Here is an 18140-nt window from a genome sequence, read left to right as displayed (position 1 = left end):
CGACCATGGCCCTCTCCGTCGCCGACCTCCGCGAAGCACAAAAAGCGGCACGGGAAGCAGCGCAGAAGTCAGCACAGAAGGCAGCCGAGCGAGCGGGCCGCACAGCGCCGGGCGAGTCGCTGAACGAGTCGACGCTGGCGCTCGCGGTTGCCGACCTCAGGATGGCGGAGGCCCGAAGGGCGGCTGCCGCCAACGGCACCGCTCTGGACGACCAGGCCACGATGAACCTGTCGGTCGCCGGTCTGCGGGCCGCGGTCACCGAGCGGGTGCGTTGGCCCCAGTTGCTCAGACTGGCGGCTCCACTGGCCGTGGGGCTGGTGCTGTGGGCGGTGGCGATGGCGCTCACCGACACGTCGAACCTGACGGACTACGGGCTCGTACCCGAACTCCCGATCATCTTCTGGGTGGGGCTCGCGACGCTGACCGTCGGCTTCTGGGTGGTCGTCCGTGATCCCCAACGAAGCAACTGGTGGCCCTTCGCCTACACGGTGGGCCTCCTGGTGATGGAACGCGCCACGCAGGCGGTCGTCTATCCCACCCCGCTCTACGCCTGGGCGTGGAAGCACGACGCGGTCATCGACCACCTGATCGACGCGGGTCGTCTCCAGCGCGGTGCGGAACTGGGCGACATGGCCGTGTACGACCAGTGGCCGGGGTTCTTCACGGCGCAGGCCGCACTGGTGAGGCTCACCGGCGCGGAGACCGCGGCGTCCTTCATGGCGTGGTGGCCGCTGTTCTCCAGTCTGCTGCTGCTCGCCCCGCTGCTGCTGATCTACCGGACGTTCACCCAGGACCGTCGACTGGTCTGGACGGCGGTCTGGCTGTTCTACGTCGCCAACTGGGTCGGCCAGGACTACTACTCGCCCCAGTCGCTCGCCTTCGCCCTGCATCTGGGGGTCATCGCGGTGGCGTTGCGCCGGGCGGAGCGTCGGGCTCCGGGGCGGCGCTCCCGCCAGATGGTGTGGACCGCGCTGCTGGTGCCGTTGATCGCCGGCATCGTGATCGCCCACCAACTGACGCCGGTGATGCTGGCGGTCAGTCTCGGTTCGCTGCTGCTGATGCGGCGCTACCGCGACTGGACACTGCTGATCATCCTCATGTTGGTGTTCCTCTCCTGGAATCTGACCGCGTCGCTGCCGTTCCTCAAGGAAGCGGTCCCCGACATGATCAATTCCTTTGGCAAGGTCGCCGACAACCTGGAGCGGGGCTACGGCTCCAAACCGACGGGTACGGGCGCGCTGGTCGCGTCCTGGGCCGCGCGGCTGCTGTCGGCCGCCGTGCTCCTGCTGGCGGCCGTGGGGTTGGTGCGCGGCGGCAAGCTGCTGAGACACCGGGCCAGGCCGCTGTTGCTGCTGGCCGTGATGCCCCCGATGCTCGCCATCGCCAACGGCTACGGCAGCGAAATGATCTTCCGGGTGCTGATGTTCATGCTGCCGGCGATCTGCTTCTTCGCGGCTGCGGCGCTACTGCCGGTGCCCCGGCCGTTGGCGGCCGAACCCGCCGGGCAGGGCCGTCCGACCACCGTGAAGGGACTGCGCTACGGCGTGGTGCCGGCCGTGGTGCTGGTGGTCCTGACGGCGCTGTTCGTACCCAGTTACTCCGGCAAGGACCGGCTCAGCTACTTCCCGCCGGAGGAAGTCGACCTGGTGCAGCAGCTGTTCGACCAGGCGCCGAAAGGCTCTCTGGTCGTTGCCGCACATCGGAACTATCCCCTCGCGTACGATTCGTACTGGGATGTCGGGCACTACTGGTTCCTGGACGATGCCAAGACGCACGTCGACAAGATCGTCAAGGATCCGGCCGGCACCCTGGCGTCGGACATGGGGGGCGTCGAAGCACCGGGCAAGGCGTATCTCCTGCTCACTCAGGGGCAGATCGCCAACTCGGAGATGAACGGCATGCTCACGGGGGACGATCTGCGGCGCATTGAGCGTTCGGTGGCCGCCTCCCCGCTCTTCAAGGAGTTGGGGCGCAACAGCGCAGGTGTCTTCTTCGAGCTCAAGCGTCCCGCGGCGCCGCCCGCCAAGGCCGATGCCAAGACGGCTGACACCAAGACGGTCGACACCAAGGACAGAGCGCAAGAGAAGGTCGCACAGGAACCCGAGGCCACGGCCGGCAGAGCGGACACGGCGGCCACAGCAGCCGGTTCGCTCGATGTCGCCGGCCTCACGAGGAGGACTTCATGAAGCACCGCCCCCTCGCCATCCGACTGCTGACTCCCGCCGCGGGCCTGGTGGCCATGGCCGCCACCGCCCTGCCCGCCGCGTCTCCGCTGCGAATAGCCCCCGTGGCCCTGTTCCTCGCCGCAGGTCCCGGCTTCGCCGTCCTGCGGATCTGCGGCCCGGCCCTGAACCGCAATCGCGCGGTCGGGCCGGCGGAGAGCTGGGACCGGAACTTCGAGCGGGACTCGGACCGTATCGAGCAGTTCCTGCTCGTCATCCTGTTGAGCCTGAGTGCCAGCGTCATCGTCGCCACGGCGTTGATCGCGGTCGAACTCTTCAGCGGGTTCCTGGTCCTGGCGCTGCTCACCCTCGCAACCATGCTCGCCGCCTGCTGTCCGCAGCTGCCTCCCACCATCGGAAGGCACCGGTCGGCACGCGTGGCATCACCGCCTCGGAAAGGCTGAACTCTGTGACGGAACCCCGACGCCCCGAGCCTGGGGCGCCAGGCATTCTTCGCAGGCCGCACGGACGACGAAAGCTGTGGACCCTGTCCGCGGCTCTCGTCGGCGTGCTGCTCGTGGGGACCCTCACCCTCCAGAACACCATGGCGGACGACTCCAAGTCCTCCGCAGCCGTGGACCCCAAGTGCAAACCGACCGAATTGCTGGAGCCCCGGTGCGGGGCCTGGTTCGGCGCGTACGTCCGGCATGAGAAGCCGGACCTGGAAGAGAAGGTCCTGGCCTACGAGAAGCGCATCGACCGCAAGCTGGACATCGTCTACGCCTACCACGACATGTCCACGGACGGTCTGGAAGGCCAGTTGCTGACCGACCAGGAGAAGCGGGTCGGCAAGGACCGCATGCTGCTGCTGTCCTGGGAGAGCAAGTGGTGGGGCGGCACACCGCAGCAGCAGCCGAAGTGGCCCCAGATCTCATCCGGTGCGCTCGACCGGACGGTGATCGATGTCCAGGCCAAGCGGATCAAGGAGTACGGGAAGCCGGTCTTCCTCTCCTTCGACCTGGAGATGGACACCCGGACTCCGGCGGAGGGCACTCCGGCGCAGTACGTGGCGGCGTACCGGCACATCCACGACCGGTTCCGCGCATTGGGCGTCACCAATGTGGTGTGGACGTGGATCATCACCGGCTACTCGGGGCACAACAAGCTCTTCCCACAGCTCTACCCCGGCGATCGGTACGTCGACTGGGTCGGCTACAACCAGTACAACTACTACCGCTGCCACGATGCGCCGTGGATGACCTTCGAGCAGACGCAGAAGACGGCGCACGCATGGATCCGGAAGAACATCTCCGCCACCAAGCCGCTGATGCTGTCGGAGTTCGGAACGGCGGACGATCCGTCCAAGCCCTCCGCCCAGGCCGACTGGTACAAGGAGGTGCCGCGGGTGGTGAAGGAGCTCGACGGTGTGAAGGCGGCGCTCCAGTGGAACTGGCGTGACCCGGGCCCGCACTGCGATCTCTCGCTCGCGCGGGACGCATCGTGGAAGAGCCTGAAGAAGGCCGTCTCCGATCCGTACTTCAACCAGCCCAGGCCCTGACGCCGAGGGGCAGTAAGAGACGTACGCAGCAGGGGCCGGGCCGCGCGCATCGCGGCCCGGCTCCCGGTTTCTGCCCCCGCGGATCCCAGGGGCCGCGCGGGCTCGCGTCACACCGCCCTGGCCCGCCGGGGGCGCCCGGTGCGGGTCCCGCCCGACGCCCGAACCCGACGGACGGCAACCTAGCCTGCGAAGACCGGACCCTTGATCGCCGCGCGGGCCCTGCGGAACAGCCGCCAGCCGACCGTCTGCAACGAGTCCGGGAAGGGTGCCATCGGCGCTCCTCTCCCCTCCATCCACTCCTCGACGTCCTTCACCGTGTGCGTGCACCTCAGGATGAGGCGCGCGATGCGGTACGCCTCGTCCGTCTGGGAGCTCAGGGCATGGCGTACCGCCACCGCCGAGACGTACCCCTCGTGCAGAGCCGCCTTGCGCACACCGCGGCTGTTGTACCCGTGGGGGTACGCCAGGTGCTGCACCTCGTGCCCCAACACGTCTTCCAGCACGGACTTCGACTCGCGCAGCTCACGGCGGAGCGCCTTGCCCGGCAGGGTGTCCAACTGGGCGTGGGTGACGGTGTGCGCCCCGACCTCCATCCCGTACTGCTCCAGGAGGGGTGTCTGCTCCAGCGTCATCATGGGGGCGGGTGGCAGCAGGCTGCGCCGGCCCGGGGTGATCGCCCCGGTGGTGAGGTAGGCCGTCGCGGGGAGCGAGCGGGAGGCGAGCGCCTCCGCGGTCGGCCCGGGCAGATCGGCGAAGCCGTCGTCGAAGGTGAGGATCACGGGCCGCTCGGGCAGCCGTTCGCCGCCCGCGAGGTGGGCGGCGAGGGCGCTGACCGTCACCGGTGTGCGCCCACTGGCGACGATCGCATCCAGCTGTGCCTCGAAGTCCTTCGGGGTGACCGTGAACTCCGCGATCCACTCCGGTGGATCGTCCATGACGGCGTGGTACAGCAGGACGGGGATATGAGGCGCGGTCGCCTCACCGCCGTCGTTCATCTCTGCTCCTCTCTGTCCCACGGCAGGGATACGCCGCGGACCCGACGCCGGGCCTTCGCGTACCCGATGGGCCCCGCCAGCATGCCGCGGCGCTCCAGCCGTGAGAGGTGGCGCGGCCAGGGGTAGTCCTGGGCGCCGTGCGCACCCGGCACGGCCGCGTCACCGGAATCACGGTGAGCCGTGATCGTACGGGCATGGGCCAGGCCACGGGGCAGTTTCCGCAGCAGAGAGGGGAGCATGGAGGGGCGTCGGACCAGGGTGGCGGTGAGGAAGGCGGTGAGCCCGGCGCCGTATCCGTACGCCTGGTTCTTCAGGTCCTGCCAGGTCTCGCGGTGGTGGTGCCAGACCAGCGCTTCGGGCGAATAGCGCAGCTTGTGGCCTGCGGCGAGGACGCTGACGAAGGCATACAGGTCATCGCCGCCGCGGGCCGGTGTGCCGGTGCCGGTGGCGGGGTCGAAGCCGCCCGCGGAGCGCAGCGCAGCCGCGCGGAAGGCCATGTTGGCGCCGGAGCCGAAACTGCCCGCGGTGAAGGGGAACAGCGGTTCGTCGGCCGGTGGGTCGGCCGGGTCGTACAGGCGCGGTGCGAACCCCTTGGCGAAGCCGCCGTGGCTCTCCAGCAGGATCTGTGCGGGAGTGCCGAGTTGGGCGGGCAGGATCAGGCCCGTCGCGCAGCCGAGTGCCGGGTCGGCGGCGAAGGGGGTGGTCAGTGCGGTGAGCCAGTTGGGGTCGGCGATGACATCGTCGTCGGTGAAGGCGAGGACCTCGCCGCCTGCGACGGCGACTCCGCGGTTGTGGGCGATCGCGAGCCCGGGGACCTCTTCGCGGGCGTAGCGGACCCGGCCCTCGTACTTCTGCTCGACCAGATCCTGCGTGGCGGTGGTCACCGGTGCGTTGTCGACGACGATGACTTCGAAGTCGGGGTGGTTCTGGGCGAGGAGCGAGTCCAGTGCACGGGCGAGCGAGTCGGCGCGCTCCCGGGTGGCGACGATGACGCTGGTGCGCGGCAGCGGGCCGGGGGCGGTGAGGACGGGCTGTTCGGGGGCGGAGCGGGCGAGCAGGGCCCTGGCTTCGGCGGCGACCGCGTCCGCCGCGTTCTTCCCGGGGGCCACCCGGCAGACGACCGTCGCCACGGGCCGGCCGTTCAGCCGCACCAGCGCATAGACGTCACCGCCCCCGATCTCGGCCCCCGAGCCCAGCGCGGGGCGGAAGTCGAGTACGGCGCCCTCGGGTCCGTCCAGGTCGAGCTGAGCGACCTGGATCGGGGGCAGCTTGGGTGGGTTTTCCATGTTCTTCGTTCTTCCTTGCTGAGTAAGACGTGCGGCCGGTGAGGGAACCGGCCGTCAGTTGCCGCGCAGTTTGCCGATGCGCGTCAGCGTCTGCTGGGCGAGCCCGGCGAGCCTCGGCCGGTTGCGGACGAAGCCGTGGGCCCTGCGTGAGGGCTCCCGACTCACCCAGTACAGGGCGGCTCCCGCGCCCGGCCGGGTGGAGGAGCCCTCGTGGACGCGTAGTTGTCCGGTCTTGAGGGAGTCCTTGTACTCGGCCGAGCCGCGCCCCATGTCGAGCATGCCGATGCCTTCCGCCGCTGCGGCTTCCGCCATCCGCAGATGCAGTATCAGCCCTGGTGAGTACTTGGCGAACTCGGGATCGTAGGCCGGGAACCAGCAGGAGAGCACGGTGGAGGAACGCAGCCCGAAATGTGCCGCAATCGGGCGGTCTTCGACGTAGAGGACGGAGAGCACGCCGGAGCAGCCGGGCGCCCGGGTCTCATGGAGGAGTCCCACCAGAGTCTGGATCCAGTCCTTGGCGAACCGGTCGCGGCGTCCCGTCCTGCGGTACTGGGCGGACTTCCACTCCATGAGGGTGCGCAGCATGGCCGGGTCGCGCTCGTCGAAGACGAAGCGCACCTCGCCCATCTGCCGGCCGAGCTTGCGCTCCTTGGCCAGTGTGCTCTTGAGGAACTTGGGCGACTCGCCGCGGAGCCGCTCCTCGTAGGCGTCGTACCCCTCGCCGATTTCGATCACCGGCGAGTCGAATCCCTCGGCGACGGCGGGGGTGAACAGTTCCTGGCCCGCTTCGAGGTTGTCGAACTCCCAGGCGGTGAGGGAGCACGCGCGCAGCAGATCGCGTGCGGTGATGTCGAGGCCGGACTTGAGGACGGCACCCTGGCAGTCGGAGACGCCGAAGCCGATGGCCCTGCCGTGGCCGAGCGCGCCCCGCTCGTACGGGAAGAATCCGGCGTCCTCGCCGTCCTGGCGTAGCACGGCCACCCGGGCGGCGGGCCGTACCCTGCCGACGGTGAGTGTGAACTCGGGCTCCATGAAGGGGCTCGCGGGCAGGCCAGTCTTGGCGCGCAGCATCCGCCAGGACTCGATCTCCTCTTCCCCCAGCTGCTCGGGTTTGACCACTCGGATGCGGACGCCCTCATTCTGAGCACCGCAGTTCTGAAAACCGCTCAACGCGACCCCCCGGTCCCTCCCCACGACCCATCTCCACGGACGGTACCGGCAGGGAGATGGGTGGCGGAGGGGACCCCACCATCTTGTGGCGGATTCGTGAAGAATCGTGGGGCCAGATACACCTGGTGTTCATGTTGCATCTGGGGCCTAGCACGAATCCGTGCGCGGCGCAGCAGCAATCTGAAGTGAGTTGGCCAACTGATATTCGAACCCTGCCCGTTGATCGTAGGATTCCTCACGCTCCCCGATTCTCCGCGGGAGTCCGGTGTGTCCTGGTAGGGCTCAGTCTTCGTGAAGGGCTCGGTCTTCGTGGTCGTGGTCTACAGAGACATCCTGTCGAGCAGGGCTGGATCGTCATGGTGAGCCGGACGCCCGGCGCAATCACCTCCTCTGGCTCCTCCGGCACCGGACCCACCGTGTGGTGGCCGCCCCTCATGGGGTTGGCGGTCGTGATCACGGCCTCGGCGCTCACCGACCTCTACACCAGCGCCGACCTGGGGAAGATACTCGCCTGGGCCTGCGCCGCCACGGCCGTTCTCGCACTGGCGTGGACCCTCTTCCTGATACGGCTGCTCCGGCTGGAGCGCACGGGCCGACGAGCCGACGTACGCATGTCCGAGGCCCGCGCCGACGAGGTGGCCCACCTCGTGGAGGTGCGCATTCCGGCGATCGTGGAGTACCTGCGGACCGGCGAGCGTCCCGATGCGGCGCCCGGCCCGCTCGCCGGCGCCGACGAGGTCGGCCAGGGCTTCACCGACGCGCTGGAGACCATCGTCGAGGCGCTCGGCTCGGAGGATGCGGTACGCAGGGAACGCACCCTGCGGGACTCCGTGCAGGCGGCCTTCGAATCGGTCGCCCGGAACATGCACGCCATGGCCACGGTCCAACAGCAGGTGCTGGACCGGGTCGAGCAGACCATCGAGGACCCCCGACTGCTCGCCGAGGTGATGAAGGCCGACCACGCGGCGGCCCAGATGACCCGCAAGGCCCAGACGCTGCTGGTGATGTGCGGCATCTGGCCCGCACGGCGCGAGATCAACCCGGTCTCGCTCTACGACTGCGTGCGCGGCGCCCAGTCCCGGATCGTGGAGTTCACCCGGATCGAGGTCCACGGCGGTCAGACGCTGTACGTGGTGCCCCCCGCGGTCGAGGGGCTGATGCACACCATCGCCGAGCTGCTGGAGAACGCCACCGTGTTCTCGCCGTCGCGCACCCAGGTGGTGGTCACCATCCGCGAGGTGGGGGCCGGGGCAGTGGTGGAGATCGACGACGCCGGGCTCGGGATGCCGCCCGACGTGCTGACCCAGTCGACGGCCCGGCTGAAGGCCGATCTGGACCTCGCCAACCTCGGGGCCGTGCCCCGGCTGGGGCTCGCGTGCGTGGGCCGCTGGAGCAGGGAGTTGGGCTTCGGCGTGGAGCTGACCGGAACTTCGGCGTACGGGGGCACTCGTGCGGTGGCCTTCGTGCCCTACCGGCTGCTGACCGAACCGCTGTCGCACTTCTCGGACGGCCGGCACCGGGGGAGCGTCCGGTTCGACGAGGCCCGGGCCCGGGAGCAGTCGGGCCGGGCCGGGTGGCCCGCACCCGGATCGCCGCCGTCGTCCGGCCGGCACGCGGATGCCGTGAACGTGGGCGCCGCGTACGCAGGAGACGGATACGGCCCTACGGAATACACCGGAGCGGGCCCGGACAACGGCCAGTACGAGGGTGCGCAGTACGCGGGAGCCTCGCCGAGCGGTACGGAGTACGGCGGAATCGGTCGCCCGAGCGAGCGCGCCACGAGTGAGGGCGAGGACTCGCCCGGTGCCGTGTACCGGGCCCGGGGGCGCAGCACCGCATCCGCCGCCTACCACAGCCAGGTCAGGGCGACAGCCGCCTACCGGGACCGACAGGCCGCCCAGCAGGAGGACGTTTCCCACGGGTACGAGGAGCCGTCGGGCCCGGTGTTCGGGAACCCGCCGGCGGACGGGATGATCGGGGGCTCCGAGGCGTACCGGGGGGCGGTCGCTGCCCAGGCGGCTGCCGCCTATCGCGGTATGGTCCAACCTCCGGTCCCCCATCCGGGCGCGCCCCAGCACACGACGGCGTACCAGGACGGGCAGGGCGGGGCGCAGCACCCCGGCGCCCACCCCACCCAGGGACGGTCCGACACCCAGCCGACCGCACCCCGCACCGACGTCCACCAGACGGCTGCGCGGGTCGAACCCGGGCGGTACGGCGGGGCCCAGCAGGGCGGTACGGCGGACACACCCCTTCGCCCTCCGGGACTGCGCGAGAGCGCCCGACAGAACCAGGGCCAGACGCAGACCTCCACCCCGCAGCCCCTGCCCCGGCGACGGAGCCGGCGCGGGGCTGCCGTGGAAGCGGCTGCCCAACAGGCCCTCCAGCCCCAGCCGTCCGTACCTGCGGCGCCCCCCGTGCCGGCCGACCGGCCCGCGTGGACACCGGAGGCGGCCCGAGCGTCCATATCCAGTGTGGTCTCCGGCTCCCGCCGCGGTCGCGCGGCCGTGGCCGGTGCCGCGCCCTCCGAGCACCTTTCCGAACCCAATCCGCACCATGGAGGCCGGCTGTGACCGGGATCATCACCAGACTTCCCGACCTGGGCTGGATGCTCCACCCGTTGACCGAGATCCCCGGCGTCCGGCATGCCGTGGTGGTCTCCGAGGACGGTCTGCGCCTCGGGCACGTCTCCGCGGACCGACTGTCCGGGCCGGTTCCCGCCCTGTCCGTGGCGGAAGCCGAGTCGCTGGCGGCGGCCTGCGCCGCCATGACGATGACCGGTCGTTCGACCGCTTCGCTGCTGTTCGGCCGGGGTGCGGGGGTGCGTCAGTTGATGTTGGAGTCCGAGCACGGCTTCGTCCTGTTCACCCATGCCGGAGTCGGCGCCCACCTGGGCGTGGCCACCGAGACGGACGCGGACGTCGGTCTGGTCGCCCAGCAGATGCAGCTCCTGGTGGCGAAGATCGGCGCACACATGGGCAGCCAGCCACGGGACCCGGTGATCGACTCCTCATGACCGACCGTCCGGAGCACCGGACCCCTTCGGCGGTACGCCCGTACGTGATCACCCTGGGACGTTCGCAGACCGGCACGGCACCGCTGGACTGGGAGACCCTGGTGATGGCCACGGACGCCGCATTCCCCGCGTCCCTCCAACCGGAGCACCACAGGATTCTGACGTTCTGTCAAGGGCTGTTGTCGGTCGCCGAAGTGGCCGCGCATCTCGGTCAGCCACCCCCGGTCGTACAGGTCCTGCTGTCCGACCTCATCGCGTGGGGGCTCATCGTGATCCGCCCGCCCATCGCGCCGGCCGAACACCACGATGTGACCATGCTGAGAAAGGTCCTCCATGGCCTCGAAAGCCGTCTCTGACGCCCAGGACGGGGCGTCGGGACACGAGCAGGGCCCGGGCACAGCTCCGGGCCCGCGATCCCATGCTCCGGCCGGGCAGCCGGGCGGTCCCGGCACCCCGGGCGCACTGCCCCCGGAACGACCCGCGACCTCGGAGGGCTGGGCCCCGCACCCCACCGGCGATCCGTACCCCACCGGTTCCGCCGAGTACGGGAGTCCGTACCCGGGTCAGCCCGTGGGCACGGCCGGGGAAACGGTTCCTCCCCCTACGGGCTCCACCGGAACGGGCGCACTGATCGAACCGGGCCGCCCCTGGGGCCCGCCCGCAGCACGGAGCGACGCTCAGGTCCGGCCCTCCGAAAGCAACCCCGGCCAGGGAGGCATCTTCGTCAGCCCCACCGTCACGGGCTCCGCGAAGATCCTGATCGTCGGCCCGATCGGCGTGGGCAAGACCACCATGATCGGCACGGTGTCGGAGATCAAACCGCTCTCCACCGAGGCCGTGATGACCCAGGCCGGTGCGCTCGTCGACACCCTGCACTCCCCGGGCAAGACCACCACCACCGTCGCCCTCGACTTCGGCCGCATCACCGTCGACGGCGCCCTGGTGCTCTACCTCTTCGGCACGCCCGGACAGCAGCGGTTCCTCCCCGCCTGGCGCGATCTGGCCCGCGGCGCCCTCGGTGCGCTCGCCCTCGTCGACACCCGTGACCTCGCCGCCTCCTTCGACGCACTGGGCAATCTGGAGGACCTGGGGCTGCCGTTCGCGGTCGCCGTCAACTCGTTCCCCGACAGTCCGCCCTATCGGGACGACGAGTTGCGGACGGCACTCGACCTGCTGCCCGAGACCCCGTTGGTGCGCTGTGACGCCCGCGACCGCCGCTCGTCGGTCGGCGTGCTGATCGCCCTGCTCACCCATCTCATCAACACGGCCCGGCCCGCAGTGCCGGCCGTCACGGAGCCCTGGTGACCCTGCCGCCGCCCTCCGGACCGCCCCGGGGGCGGTCCCGGCTCCTCGGCCGCTGTCCGGCGGTCGCCCTCTACGGTCCCGAGTTGGACGGCGACTCGCTCCCCGCCCTGTACGAACAACTGCGGCGGGTACACGGGCCCGTGGCCCCCGTGATGATCGCGCCGGGGGTCTCGGCCTGGCTGGTCATCGGCCATCGCGAGGTCCTCCGGCTCACCCGCGAGGAACAGGACTTCTCCCACGACCCCCGGCGCTGGACCCTGCTGCGCGAGGGCCGGGTGCCGCCCGACTCGCCCCTGTTGCCCATCGTCGGCTGGCGTCCCGCACTGCTCTACACCGACGGCCAGCAGCACCGCCGGATGCGGACCGCGGTCTCCGACGCGCTCGCGGCGATCGACGGACACGCACTGCGCCGCACCGTGCGGGCGTCGGCCGAAGCGCTGATCGTCTCCTTCGCGGATCGCCGGGAGGCCGATCTCGTACCGCACTACGCCCGTAGACTCTCGCTCCAGGTCCTGACCGGTCTGCTGGGGCTCGACGACCGCAACGGGCAGCTCCTGGCGCAGGCGATCATGGGAGTGATCGTCACCAACGCGGACTCCGTCAACGCCAGCGGACGCATGGACTCCATCCTGCGCGAGCTGATCAAGGAGAAGCGACGCCGGCCCGTGGACGATCTCACCTCGGCGCTGCTCAACCACCCGGCGAACCTCACCGAGGACGAGGTCCTGCACAACCTGGTCGTGATGTTCGTGGCCGGCCACCAGACCACGGTGAACTGGATCACGACCACGCTGCGGGTACTGATCTGCGATCCCGGATTCCGCTCCTCGGTCAGCATCGGTCACCTCAGTGTGGACGACGCCCTGGACCTGGTGCTGTGGCGGTATCCGCCGACGCAGAACGTGCCCGCCCGGTACGCCACCCGGGATCTGGAACTCGGCGGCCGGCACATCCGCGCGGGAGACATGCTCGTCCTCGGGCTCGCCGGCGCGAACCAGGACCCGGAGGTGTTGCCCGAGGGCGGCACGCCCGTCGTCGGGAACCGCTCACACCTGTCGTTCGGCGCCGGCCCGCACATGTGTCCCGCCCAGGACCCCGCGCGACTGATCACCCGTACCGCCGTGGACACCATCCAGCATCGACTGCCCGAACTGGAACTGGCGGTACCGGAATCGGAGCTGGCCTGGGTGCGCTCGCCGTGGAGCAAGGGACTCGCGGCGCTCCCGGTGCGCTTCGCCAAGCCACAACTGCCCCACGCGCCCGAGAGCCCCGCGCGCCCGCAGGAGATCTGATGCCGTGCGCGTGGAGGAGGCTCCACAGCAGGTCACAGCAGGTACGGGGGGCTCGGGACGGTCGGTAGGCTGAACGGGCCATGCCGACCCACCTCCCGTCCCTCGCCGATCCGCCCCCGCAGGGCACCGCGCCCCACACCGCACACCCCGCGTCACCACGCCGGGCGCTGACGCTGTTCGTGGCGGTCAAAGCGCTGTGCCTCGCCGTCCTCTTCCTCTGGGCACACCTCGCGAACCGCGATGCGTACACGCTGCTCTCCGCGCGTTGGGACTCCCTCTGGTACGTCCGGGTCGTCGAGCACGGCTACGACTTCACCCTGACCGCACCGGACGGTCGGATCCTGTCCGACATGGCGTTCTTCCCACTGCTGCCCTGGCTGGAGGAAGGACTCTCCGCGCTCACCCCACTGGGTCCCGCGGACGCAGGGGTACTGATCAGCGCGGTCGCGTCCATCGCTGCCGCCTGGGGGATCTTCCGCGTGGTCGACGCGGTGTACGGGGAGCGGGCCGCCCTGTTCACCGTGGCGATCTGGGGTGCGCTGCCGGTCGCGATCGTCCAGTCGATGGCGTACAGCGAGTCGCTGTTCACGGCCCTGGCCGCCTGGGCGCTGTACGCGGTGCAACGACGGAACTGGCTGCTCGCCGGGGTGCTCGCATCGCTCGCGGGTCTGACGCGGCCGGTGGGTCTCGCGGTCGCGGCGGCGCTCTGGGTGGCCGCGCTGCTGGCCTGGAAGACGTCGACCGATCGCCGCCCCCTGGTGGCCGGGATGGTGCTCGCCCCCCTCGGCGCGGCCGGATACGTCCTATGGGTGGGACAGCGAACCGGGAGCCTCTTCGGCTATCTCGATGTCCAGGGCGCCTGGGGCAACGGCTTCGACGGTGGGGTCGCCTTCGCCCGGTTCATCGGCGAACACCTCTTCAGCCCGGCCTTCGCAGCCGGACTGGGACTGCTGGCGGCCGTCGTCCTGGTGGGCTGGCTGTACGTACGGGGCGTACGACAGGGACAAACGCCCTCCCTGCTCGTGTACTGCGGGATCGTGGTGGTCCTGGCGTTGTGCTCCTCCGGGTTCTTCGGCTCCAAACCGCGGCTGCTGATGCCCGCATTCCCCCTGCTGATCCCCCTCGGGCTGGCCCTTGCGCGCACCAGGGCGGCGGTGGCCTGGTCGGTGGTGGCGGGGGCGGCGGCGGTGGCCGCGGTGTACGGCGCGTTCTGGCTGCACGGCTCGGGCCCGCCGTAGGTGCAGGGGCGGTCGGGCTGCGGACGCTCCCCGCCTGACCGAGACTGGCTTACCGGGACCGGCTCACCGAGGCTGGCTCTCGCGGACAACACGCACGGCCGCCCGGCCCGGAGAGGACCCTCCATGCCTTCTGTCATCGCCGTCACCGGCGCGAGTGGACGCATCGGCGGCCGGGTCGCCGAGCGACTCGCCGCGCAGGGGGAGGACGTACGGCTCCTCGGCCGCAACCCCGCCCGACTGCCGAAGATCGCGGGAGCCCGGGTCGGTCCAGCCGCCGCCTACGGCGACGGCGAGGCGATGCGAACCGCCTGCACCGGTGCGAAGACCCTGTTCCTGGTCTCCGCCCACGAGTCCCGGGGCCGGGTACGGGAACACATGACGGCCGTCGACGCCGCCGTGGCCGCCGGAGTGGAACGACTGGTGTACGTGTCCTTCCTGAACGCCGCACCCGATGCCACGTTCACCTTCGCCCGCGACCACTGGCACACCGAGGAGTACATCCGCGCCTCCAACCTCCGCTACACCTTCCTGCGCGACAGCTTCTACCTCGGCTCGCTCCCCCGGATGGCCGGCGCGGACGGGGTGATCAGGGGGCCCGGAGGCACCGGCCGGGTGTCGGCGGTCGCCCATGACGACATCGCCGACTCGGCCGTCGGCGTACTCCTCGGCGATGGCCATGACAGCGCCACCTACGACCTCACCGGCCCCAGCGCCATCACCCTCGCGGAGGCCGCCGACGAACTGACCCTGATCACCGGCCGCACCATCAGCTATGTGACGGAGTCCGAGGACGAGGCGTACGCCTCCAGGTCCATCTACGGCGCCGAGTCATGGGAGGTCGCCGGCTGGGTCACCTCGTACGAGGCGATCGCCAGCGGTGAGATGGCGACCGTCTCGGACTCGGTGCCCAAACTGTCGGGACACCCCGCACAGTCATTCGCGCAGTTCCTCCGCGAGAACCCGGAGTCCTACGCGCACTTGATCCCATGACGCCAGACGTCGGTCACCAGCGGAACGCCGGGCCGGTAGGCGAGATGGACATGGCTGGGCGCGTCCAACAGCACCAGATCGGCGTGTGCCCCCGGCACGACCCTGCCCTCTGACGTACTGCGCAGAGCGGCGGCACCACCCGCGGTCGCCGCCCACAGCGCCTCGTCCGGGGTCATCCCCATGTCACGCACGGCGAGCGCGATGCAGAACGGCATGGACGACGTGTACGACGACCCGGGGTTGCAGTCGGTGGAGAGCGCGACCGTCACCCCCGCATCGAGCAGCCGCCGCGCGTCGGGCCACTGGGCCCGGGTGGAGAACTCGGCCCCGGGCAACAGGGTGGCGACCGTGGAGCCACTGGCGAGCGCATCCACATCGGCGTCCGTCAGATGGGTGCAGTGGTCGGCACTGGCCGCCCCCAACTCGACCGCGAGTTGCACACCGGGGCCGTGGCCCAATTGGTTGGCGTGCACACGGGCGATGAGGTCCTGCGCGATCCCGGCGGTGAGGACCGCCCGGGCCTGGTCCTCGTCGAAGGCACCCTTCTCGCAGAACACATCGACCCAGCGCGCGTGCGGGGCACAGGCGTCCAGCATCTCCCCGGTCACCAGGTCCACATAGCCGGCGGGGTCATCGGCGAACTCGGGGGGCACGATGTGCGCGCCGAGATAGGTCACGTCGTCGGTGTGCCGTCCGGCGATCCGCAGCGCCCGCACCTCGTCCTCGACGGTGAGTCCATAACCGGACTTGACCTCGATCGTCGTGGTGCCTTGCCGTAGGGCTTCCGCGATATGGCGGGCGAGGTTGGCCTCCAACGCCTCGTCCGACGCGGCCCGGGTGGCGGCGACGGTGGTCCTGATACCACCGGCCGCATACGCCTGACCGGACATCCGGGCGTTGAACTCGGCCGTACGGTCCCCCGCGAACACGAGGTGTGAGTGGGAGTCGACGAACCCGGGGATGCCGGCGCGGCCTCCGGCATCGTGCACCGTGTCCGCGGCGGGCGCATCCACGGCCCGGCCCACCCAGGCGTAGCGCTCCCCCTCGATGACCACCGCCGCATCCTCGATGAGGTGAAGCGGTCCGTCATCGCCGAACGCGGGGTCATTGGTGACGAGGCTGCCGATATGGGTGATGAGGGTGGTGCTCATGACGTCCTCTCGCAGGTCATGCCACACGTTACGACGCACCACCGGCCCGGTCAGCCTCCGGGACGGTGTTGGGCCCGGCGTGGACGATCCCAACGCCCGGCCCGCACTGTCACACCTCCGTCATGGGCTTCGCTGTCACACCTCTGCCATACGCTCCGCCTACGCTTCCGCCATGAGCGCCTCCCTCTCCTACAGCGCGCAGCGCACGACACCCTGACCGAGACCGAGTCGGCCTCCGAGCGCGCATCGTCGCCGCGCGCGGAGTGGCGCCGTACCGACGCTTGGCGGCACACAGCCGCACAGGCGACCAGCCCCAGCCCGCTCTCTCGAAACAGCCCGGGCACCCGAGGACACGGCACCTGCGGCCCACCTGCCCGCAGGTGCCGTCGAGCCCTGGTATCCGGCCTCGACCAGAGATGGCGACGCTTGCGGCAAATACCCTCGTTCAGGTGGATTGGCCCGGGCGGTCGGCGGCGGGGGGTGAACCGCTGCAATGCTGCCGCCATCGAGACAGCCACCTGTTTGGAGTGTTCCGATCATGACTGTTCAGGACCCGGGCACCACCCAGGCCGACAGCGAGCTGTTGGACCTGGCGGATCAGGAGTTGACCCGCGATCCGTTCACCGCGTACGCGCGCGACGGCGAACGTGAGCAGATGGTGCGGGGCCGCGTCCCGGGTGTGGACCCCATGTGGGTAGCCACCCGCCACGACGAGATCCGCACGATCATGAGCGACCCCCACTTCACCATCGACGCCACGACAGTCCCCGGCGATCCGGTCGCCCACCGCACCGAACAGACCTGGCAGGCCCGCGGCATGTACGCGGAACACGAGAAGTACCTGCGTGCCGGCATCTTCGACTCGGACGGTCCCGATCACCGGCGTCTGCGCGGCCTGGTCACTGCCGCGTTCTCACCGCGCCGGGTGGCCGCCCTGCGTCCCAGGATCAGAGCCATCGCCACCCACCTGCTCGATCGTCTGCCGGACCACGCCGAGGACGGCGTCGTCGACCTGATCGAGCACTTCGCCCGGCCGCTGCCCATCACCGTCATCTGCGAGCTCATCGCCGTCCCCGAATCCGATCGCGAGCGTTGGCGGGCGCGGAGCGCCACGCTGACCGCCGGCGTCTGCGGTGACGAACTCGGCGACGCCCTCGCCGGAATGGTCAAAGACGCCCACGCCCTCGTCGAACTGCATGCCACCCAGCCCGGCGACGACCTCATCTCCGAACTGCTCGCACCCCACCACCACGACCGACTCAGCATCGACGAACTCGTCGCCCTCATCGTCAATCTGGTCGTGGCCGGGCACATCACCACGGTCAACCTCATCGCCAACAGCACCGATGCGCTCCTCGCCCACCCCGACCAACTCGCCCTGCTGCGCGAAGACCCGACCCTCATGCCGCACGCCGTCGACGAACTCATGCGCTACTGCGGACCCGTCGTACGAGCGCTGCCCCGCTACGCCACCTGCGACACCACCGTCGGCAGCACCCCGGTCCGCGCCGGCGAGGCCGTTCTTCCGATCGTGTCCGCTGCCAACCGTGACCCTGCCGCCTTCACCGACCCCGAGCGTCTCGACGTCACTCGCCCCCGCCACAGCCGGGAACCCCACCTCGGCTTCGGGCACGGCGTCCACCGATGTCTGGGTGCGCACCTGGCCCAGGAGGAGGCCGTCGTCGCCCTGACCGAGTTGCTCGCCCGCGTACCCGACCTACGGCTCGCCGTCGATCGGGACCAGTTGCAACGCGGCAGCAACCCCGTCAACTGGCACTTGACATCGCTCCCCGTATGCCTGGGCCCTCGGGACTGCGCCGAGTAGGTACAGGCCCGCTTCGCCGGCTCTCCATCCACGTTGCTCAAGCCAAACTGAGCGAGTGAGGACGATACGAAGGACGGCGCCTCCGCGTCGCTGGACCGCGCCTGGCGAAGGACGAACTCCACTGCGGTTCCTTGAGGCGTCGTCACACAACA

General features: G+C 70.2%; 15 protein-coding genes. 11 read left to right on the top strand and 4 right to left on the bottom strand.

The genetic code is table 11. The annotated features are described in order from the left end of the window. The first annotated feature begins 5 nt into the window (after positions 1–5). The 3 genes from ACFXJL_RS13655 to ACFXJL_RS13645 are packed head-to-tail and all read left to right on the top strand — an operon-like array spanning position 6 to position 3720. Entirely contained in the window at positions 6–2186 is a 2181-nt protein-coding gene (locus tag ACFXJL_RS13655) for a glycosyltransferase (protein WP_384692160.1), read from the top strand. Beyond that, entirely contained in the window at positions 2183–2626 is a 444-nt protein-coding gene (locus ACFXJL_RS13650) for a hypothetical protein (RefSeq protein WP_329019907.1), read from the top strand. The genes ACFXJL_RS13655 and ACFXJL_RS13650 overlap by 4 nt, the downstream gene beginning before the upstream one ends. A 5-nt stretch (positions 2627–2631) precedes the next feature. Beyond that, a complete protein-coding gene (locus ACFXJL_RS13645) occupies positions 2632–3720 on the top strand; it encodes a glycosyl hydrolase (protein WP_358880026.1) in 1089 nt (362 codons plus the stop codon). A gap of 179 nt (positions 3721–3899) precedes the next feature. Here the strand turns inward: ACFXJL_RS13645 and ACFXJL_RS13640 are convergent, their stop codons facing one another. The 3 genes from ACFXJL_RS13640 to ACFXJL_RS13630 are packed head-to-tail and all read right to left on the bottom strand — an operon-like array spanning position 3900 to position 7072. Beyond that, positions 3900–4715 carry a polysaccharide deacetylase family protein gene (locus ACFXJL_RS13640; RefSeq protein WP_358880025.1) on the bottom strand — a complete coding sequence of 272 codons (816 nt, stop codon included), beginning with the start codon at positions 4713–4715 and terminating at the stop codon, positions 3900–3902. Continuing rightward, complete coding sequence (locus ACFXJL_RS13635) at positions 4712–6001, bottom strand: glycosyltransferase (protein WP_384640329.1); 1290 nt, start codon at positions 5999–6001, stop codon at positions 4712–4714. Before ACFXJL_RS13635 ends, ACFXJL_RS13640 begins: the two co-directional genes overlap by 4 nt. 54 nt (positions 6002–6055) lie before the next feature. After that, entirely contained in the window at positions 6056–7072 is a 1017-nt protein-coding gene (locus tag ACFXJL_RS13630; protein WP_358880075.1) for a GNAT family N-acetyltransferase, read from the bottom strand. Positions 7073–7605: 533 nt separating this feature from the next. Here ACFXJL_RS13630 and ACFXJL_RS13625 point away from each other — a divergent pair. From ACFXJL_RS13625 to ACFXJL_RS13595, 7 genes are all read left to right on the top strand, one after another. Beyond that, a complete protein-coding gene (locus ACFXJL_RS13625; protein WP_384692017.1) occupies positions 7606–9744 on the top strand; it encodes an ATP-binding protein in 2139 nt (712 codons plus the stop codon). After that, positions 9741–10187, top strand: coding sequence for a roadblock/LC7 domain-containing protein (locus tag ACFXJL_RS13620; RefSeq protein WP_358880023.1), 447 nt, complete (start codon positions 9741–9743; stop codon positions 10185–10187). The genes ACFXJL_RS13625 and ACFXJL_RS13620 overlap by 4 nt, the downstream gene beginning before the upstream one ends. Continuing rightward, entirely contained in the window at positions 10184–10543 is a 360-nt protein-coding gene (locus tag ACFXJL_RS13615) for a DUF742 domain-containing protein (RefSeq protein WP_383537400.1), read from the top strand. Before ACFXJL_RS13620 ends, ACFXJL_RS13615 begins: the two co-directional genes overlap by 4 nt. A 361-nt stretch (positions 10544–10904) precedes the next feature. Beyond that, positions 10905–11492 (top strand): ATP/GTP-binding protein, encoded by a 588-nt coding sequence (locus ACFXJL_RS13610; RefSeq protein WP_384692157.1) that lies wholly within the window; start codon positions 10905–10907, stop codon positions 11490–11492. Between the two features lie 2 nt (positions 11493–11494). Then, on the top strand, positions 11495–12784 hold the full coding sequence (locus tag ACFXJL_RS13605; protein WP_384692154.1) for a cytochrome P450: 1290 nt from the start codon (positions 11495–11497) through the stop codon (positions 12782–12784). 80 nt (positions 12785–12864) lie between these two features. Continuing rightward, positions 12865–14022, top strand: coding sequence for a glycosyltransferase family 39 protein (locus tag ACFXJL_RS13600; RefSeq protein WP_384692012.1), 1158 nt, complete (start codon positions 12865–12867; stop codon positions 14020–14022). A gap of 123 nt (positions 14023–14145) precedes the next feature. Then, positions 14146–15012 (top strand): SDR family oxidoreductase, encoded by an 867-nt coding sequence (locus ACFXJL_RS13595; RefSeq protein ID WP_384692009.1) that lies wholly within the window; start codon positions 14146–14148, stop codon positions 15010–15012. Here ACFXJL_RS13595 and hutI read toward each other — a convergent pair. Continuing rightward, positions 14991–16163, bottom strand: a complete 1173-nt coding sequence (hutI, locus tag ACFXJL_RS13590; RefSeq protein ID WP_384640318.1) for an imidazolonepropionase — start codon at positions 16161–16163, stop codon at positions 14991–14993. The genes ACFXJL_RS13595 and hutI overlap by 22 nt on opposite strands. A 538-nt stretch (positions 16164–16701) precedes the next feature. Between hutI and ACFXJL_RS13585 the strand changes: the two genes are divergently transcribed. Then, entirely contained in the window at positions 16702–17988 is a 1287-nt protein-coding gene (locus ACFXJL_RS13585; RefSeq protein WP_384692006.1) for a cytochrome P450, read from the top strand. Positions 17989–18140 lie beyond the last annotated feature (152 nt).

This window comes from Streptomyces sp. NPDC059256, assembly GCF_042753785.1.
Classification (GTDB): Bacteria; Actinomycetota; Actinomycetes; order Streptomycetales; family Streptomycetaceae; genus Streptomyces.
The sequence above is the reverse complement of the archived record's forward strand: the minus strand, read 5'-3'. Positions and strand labels throughout refer to the sequence as shown.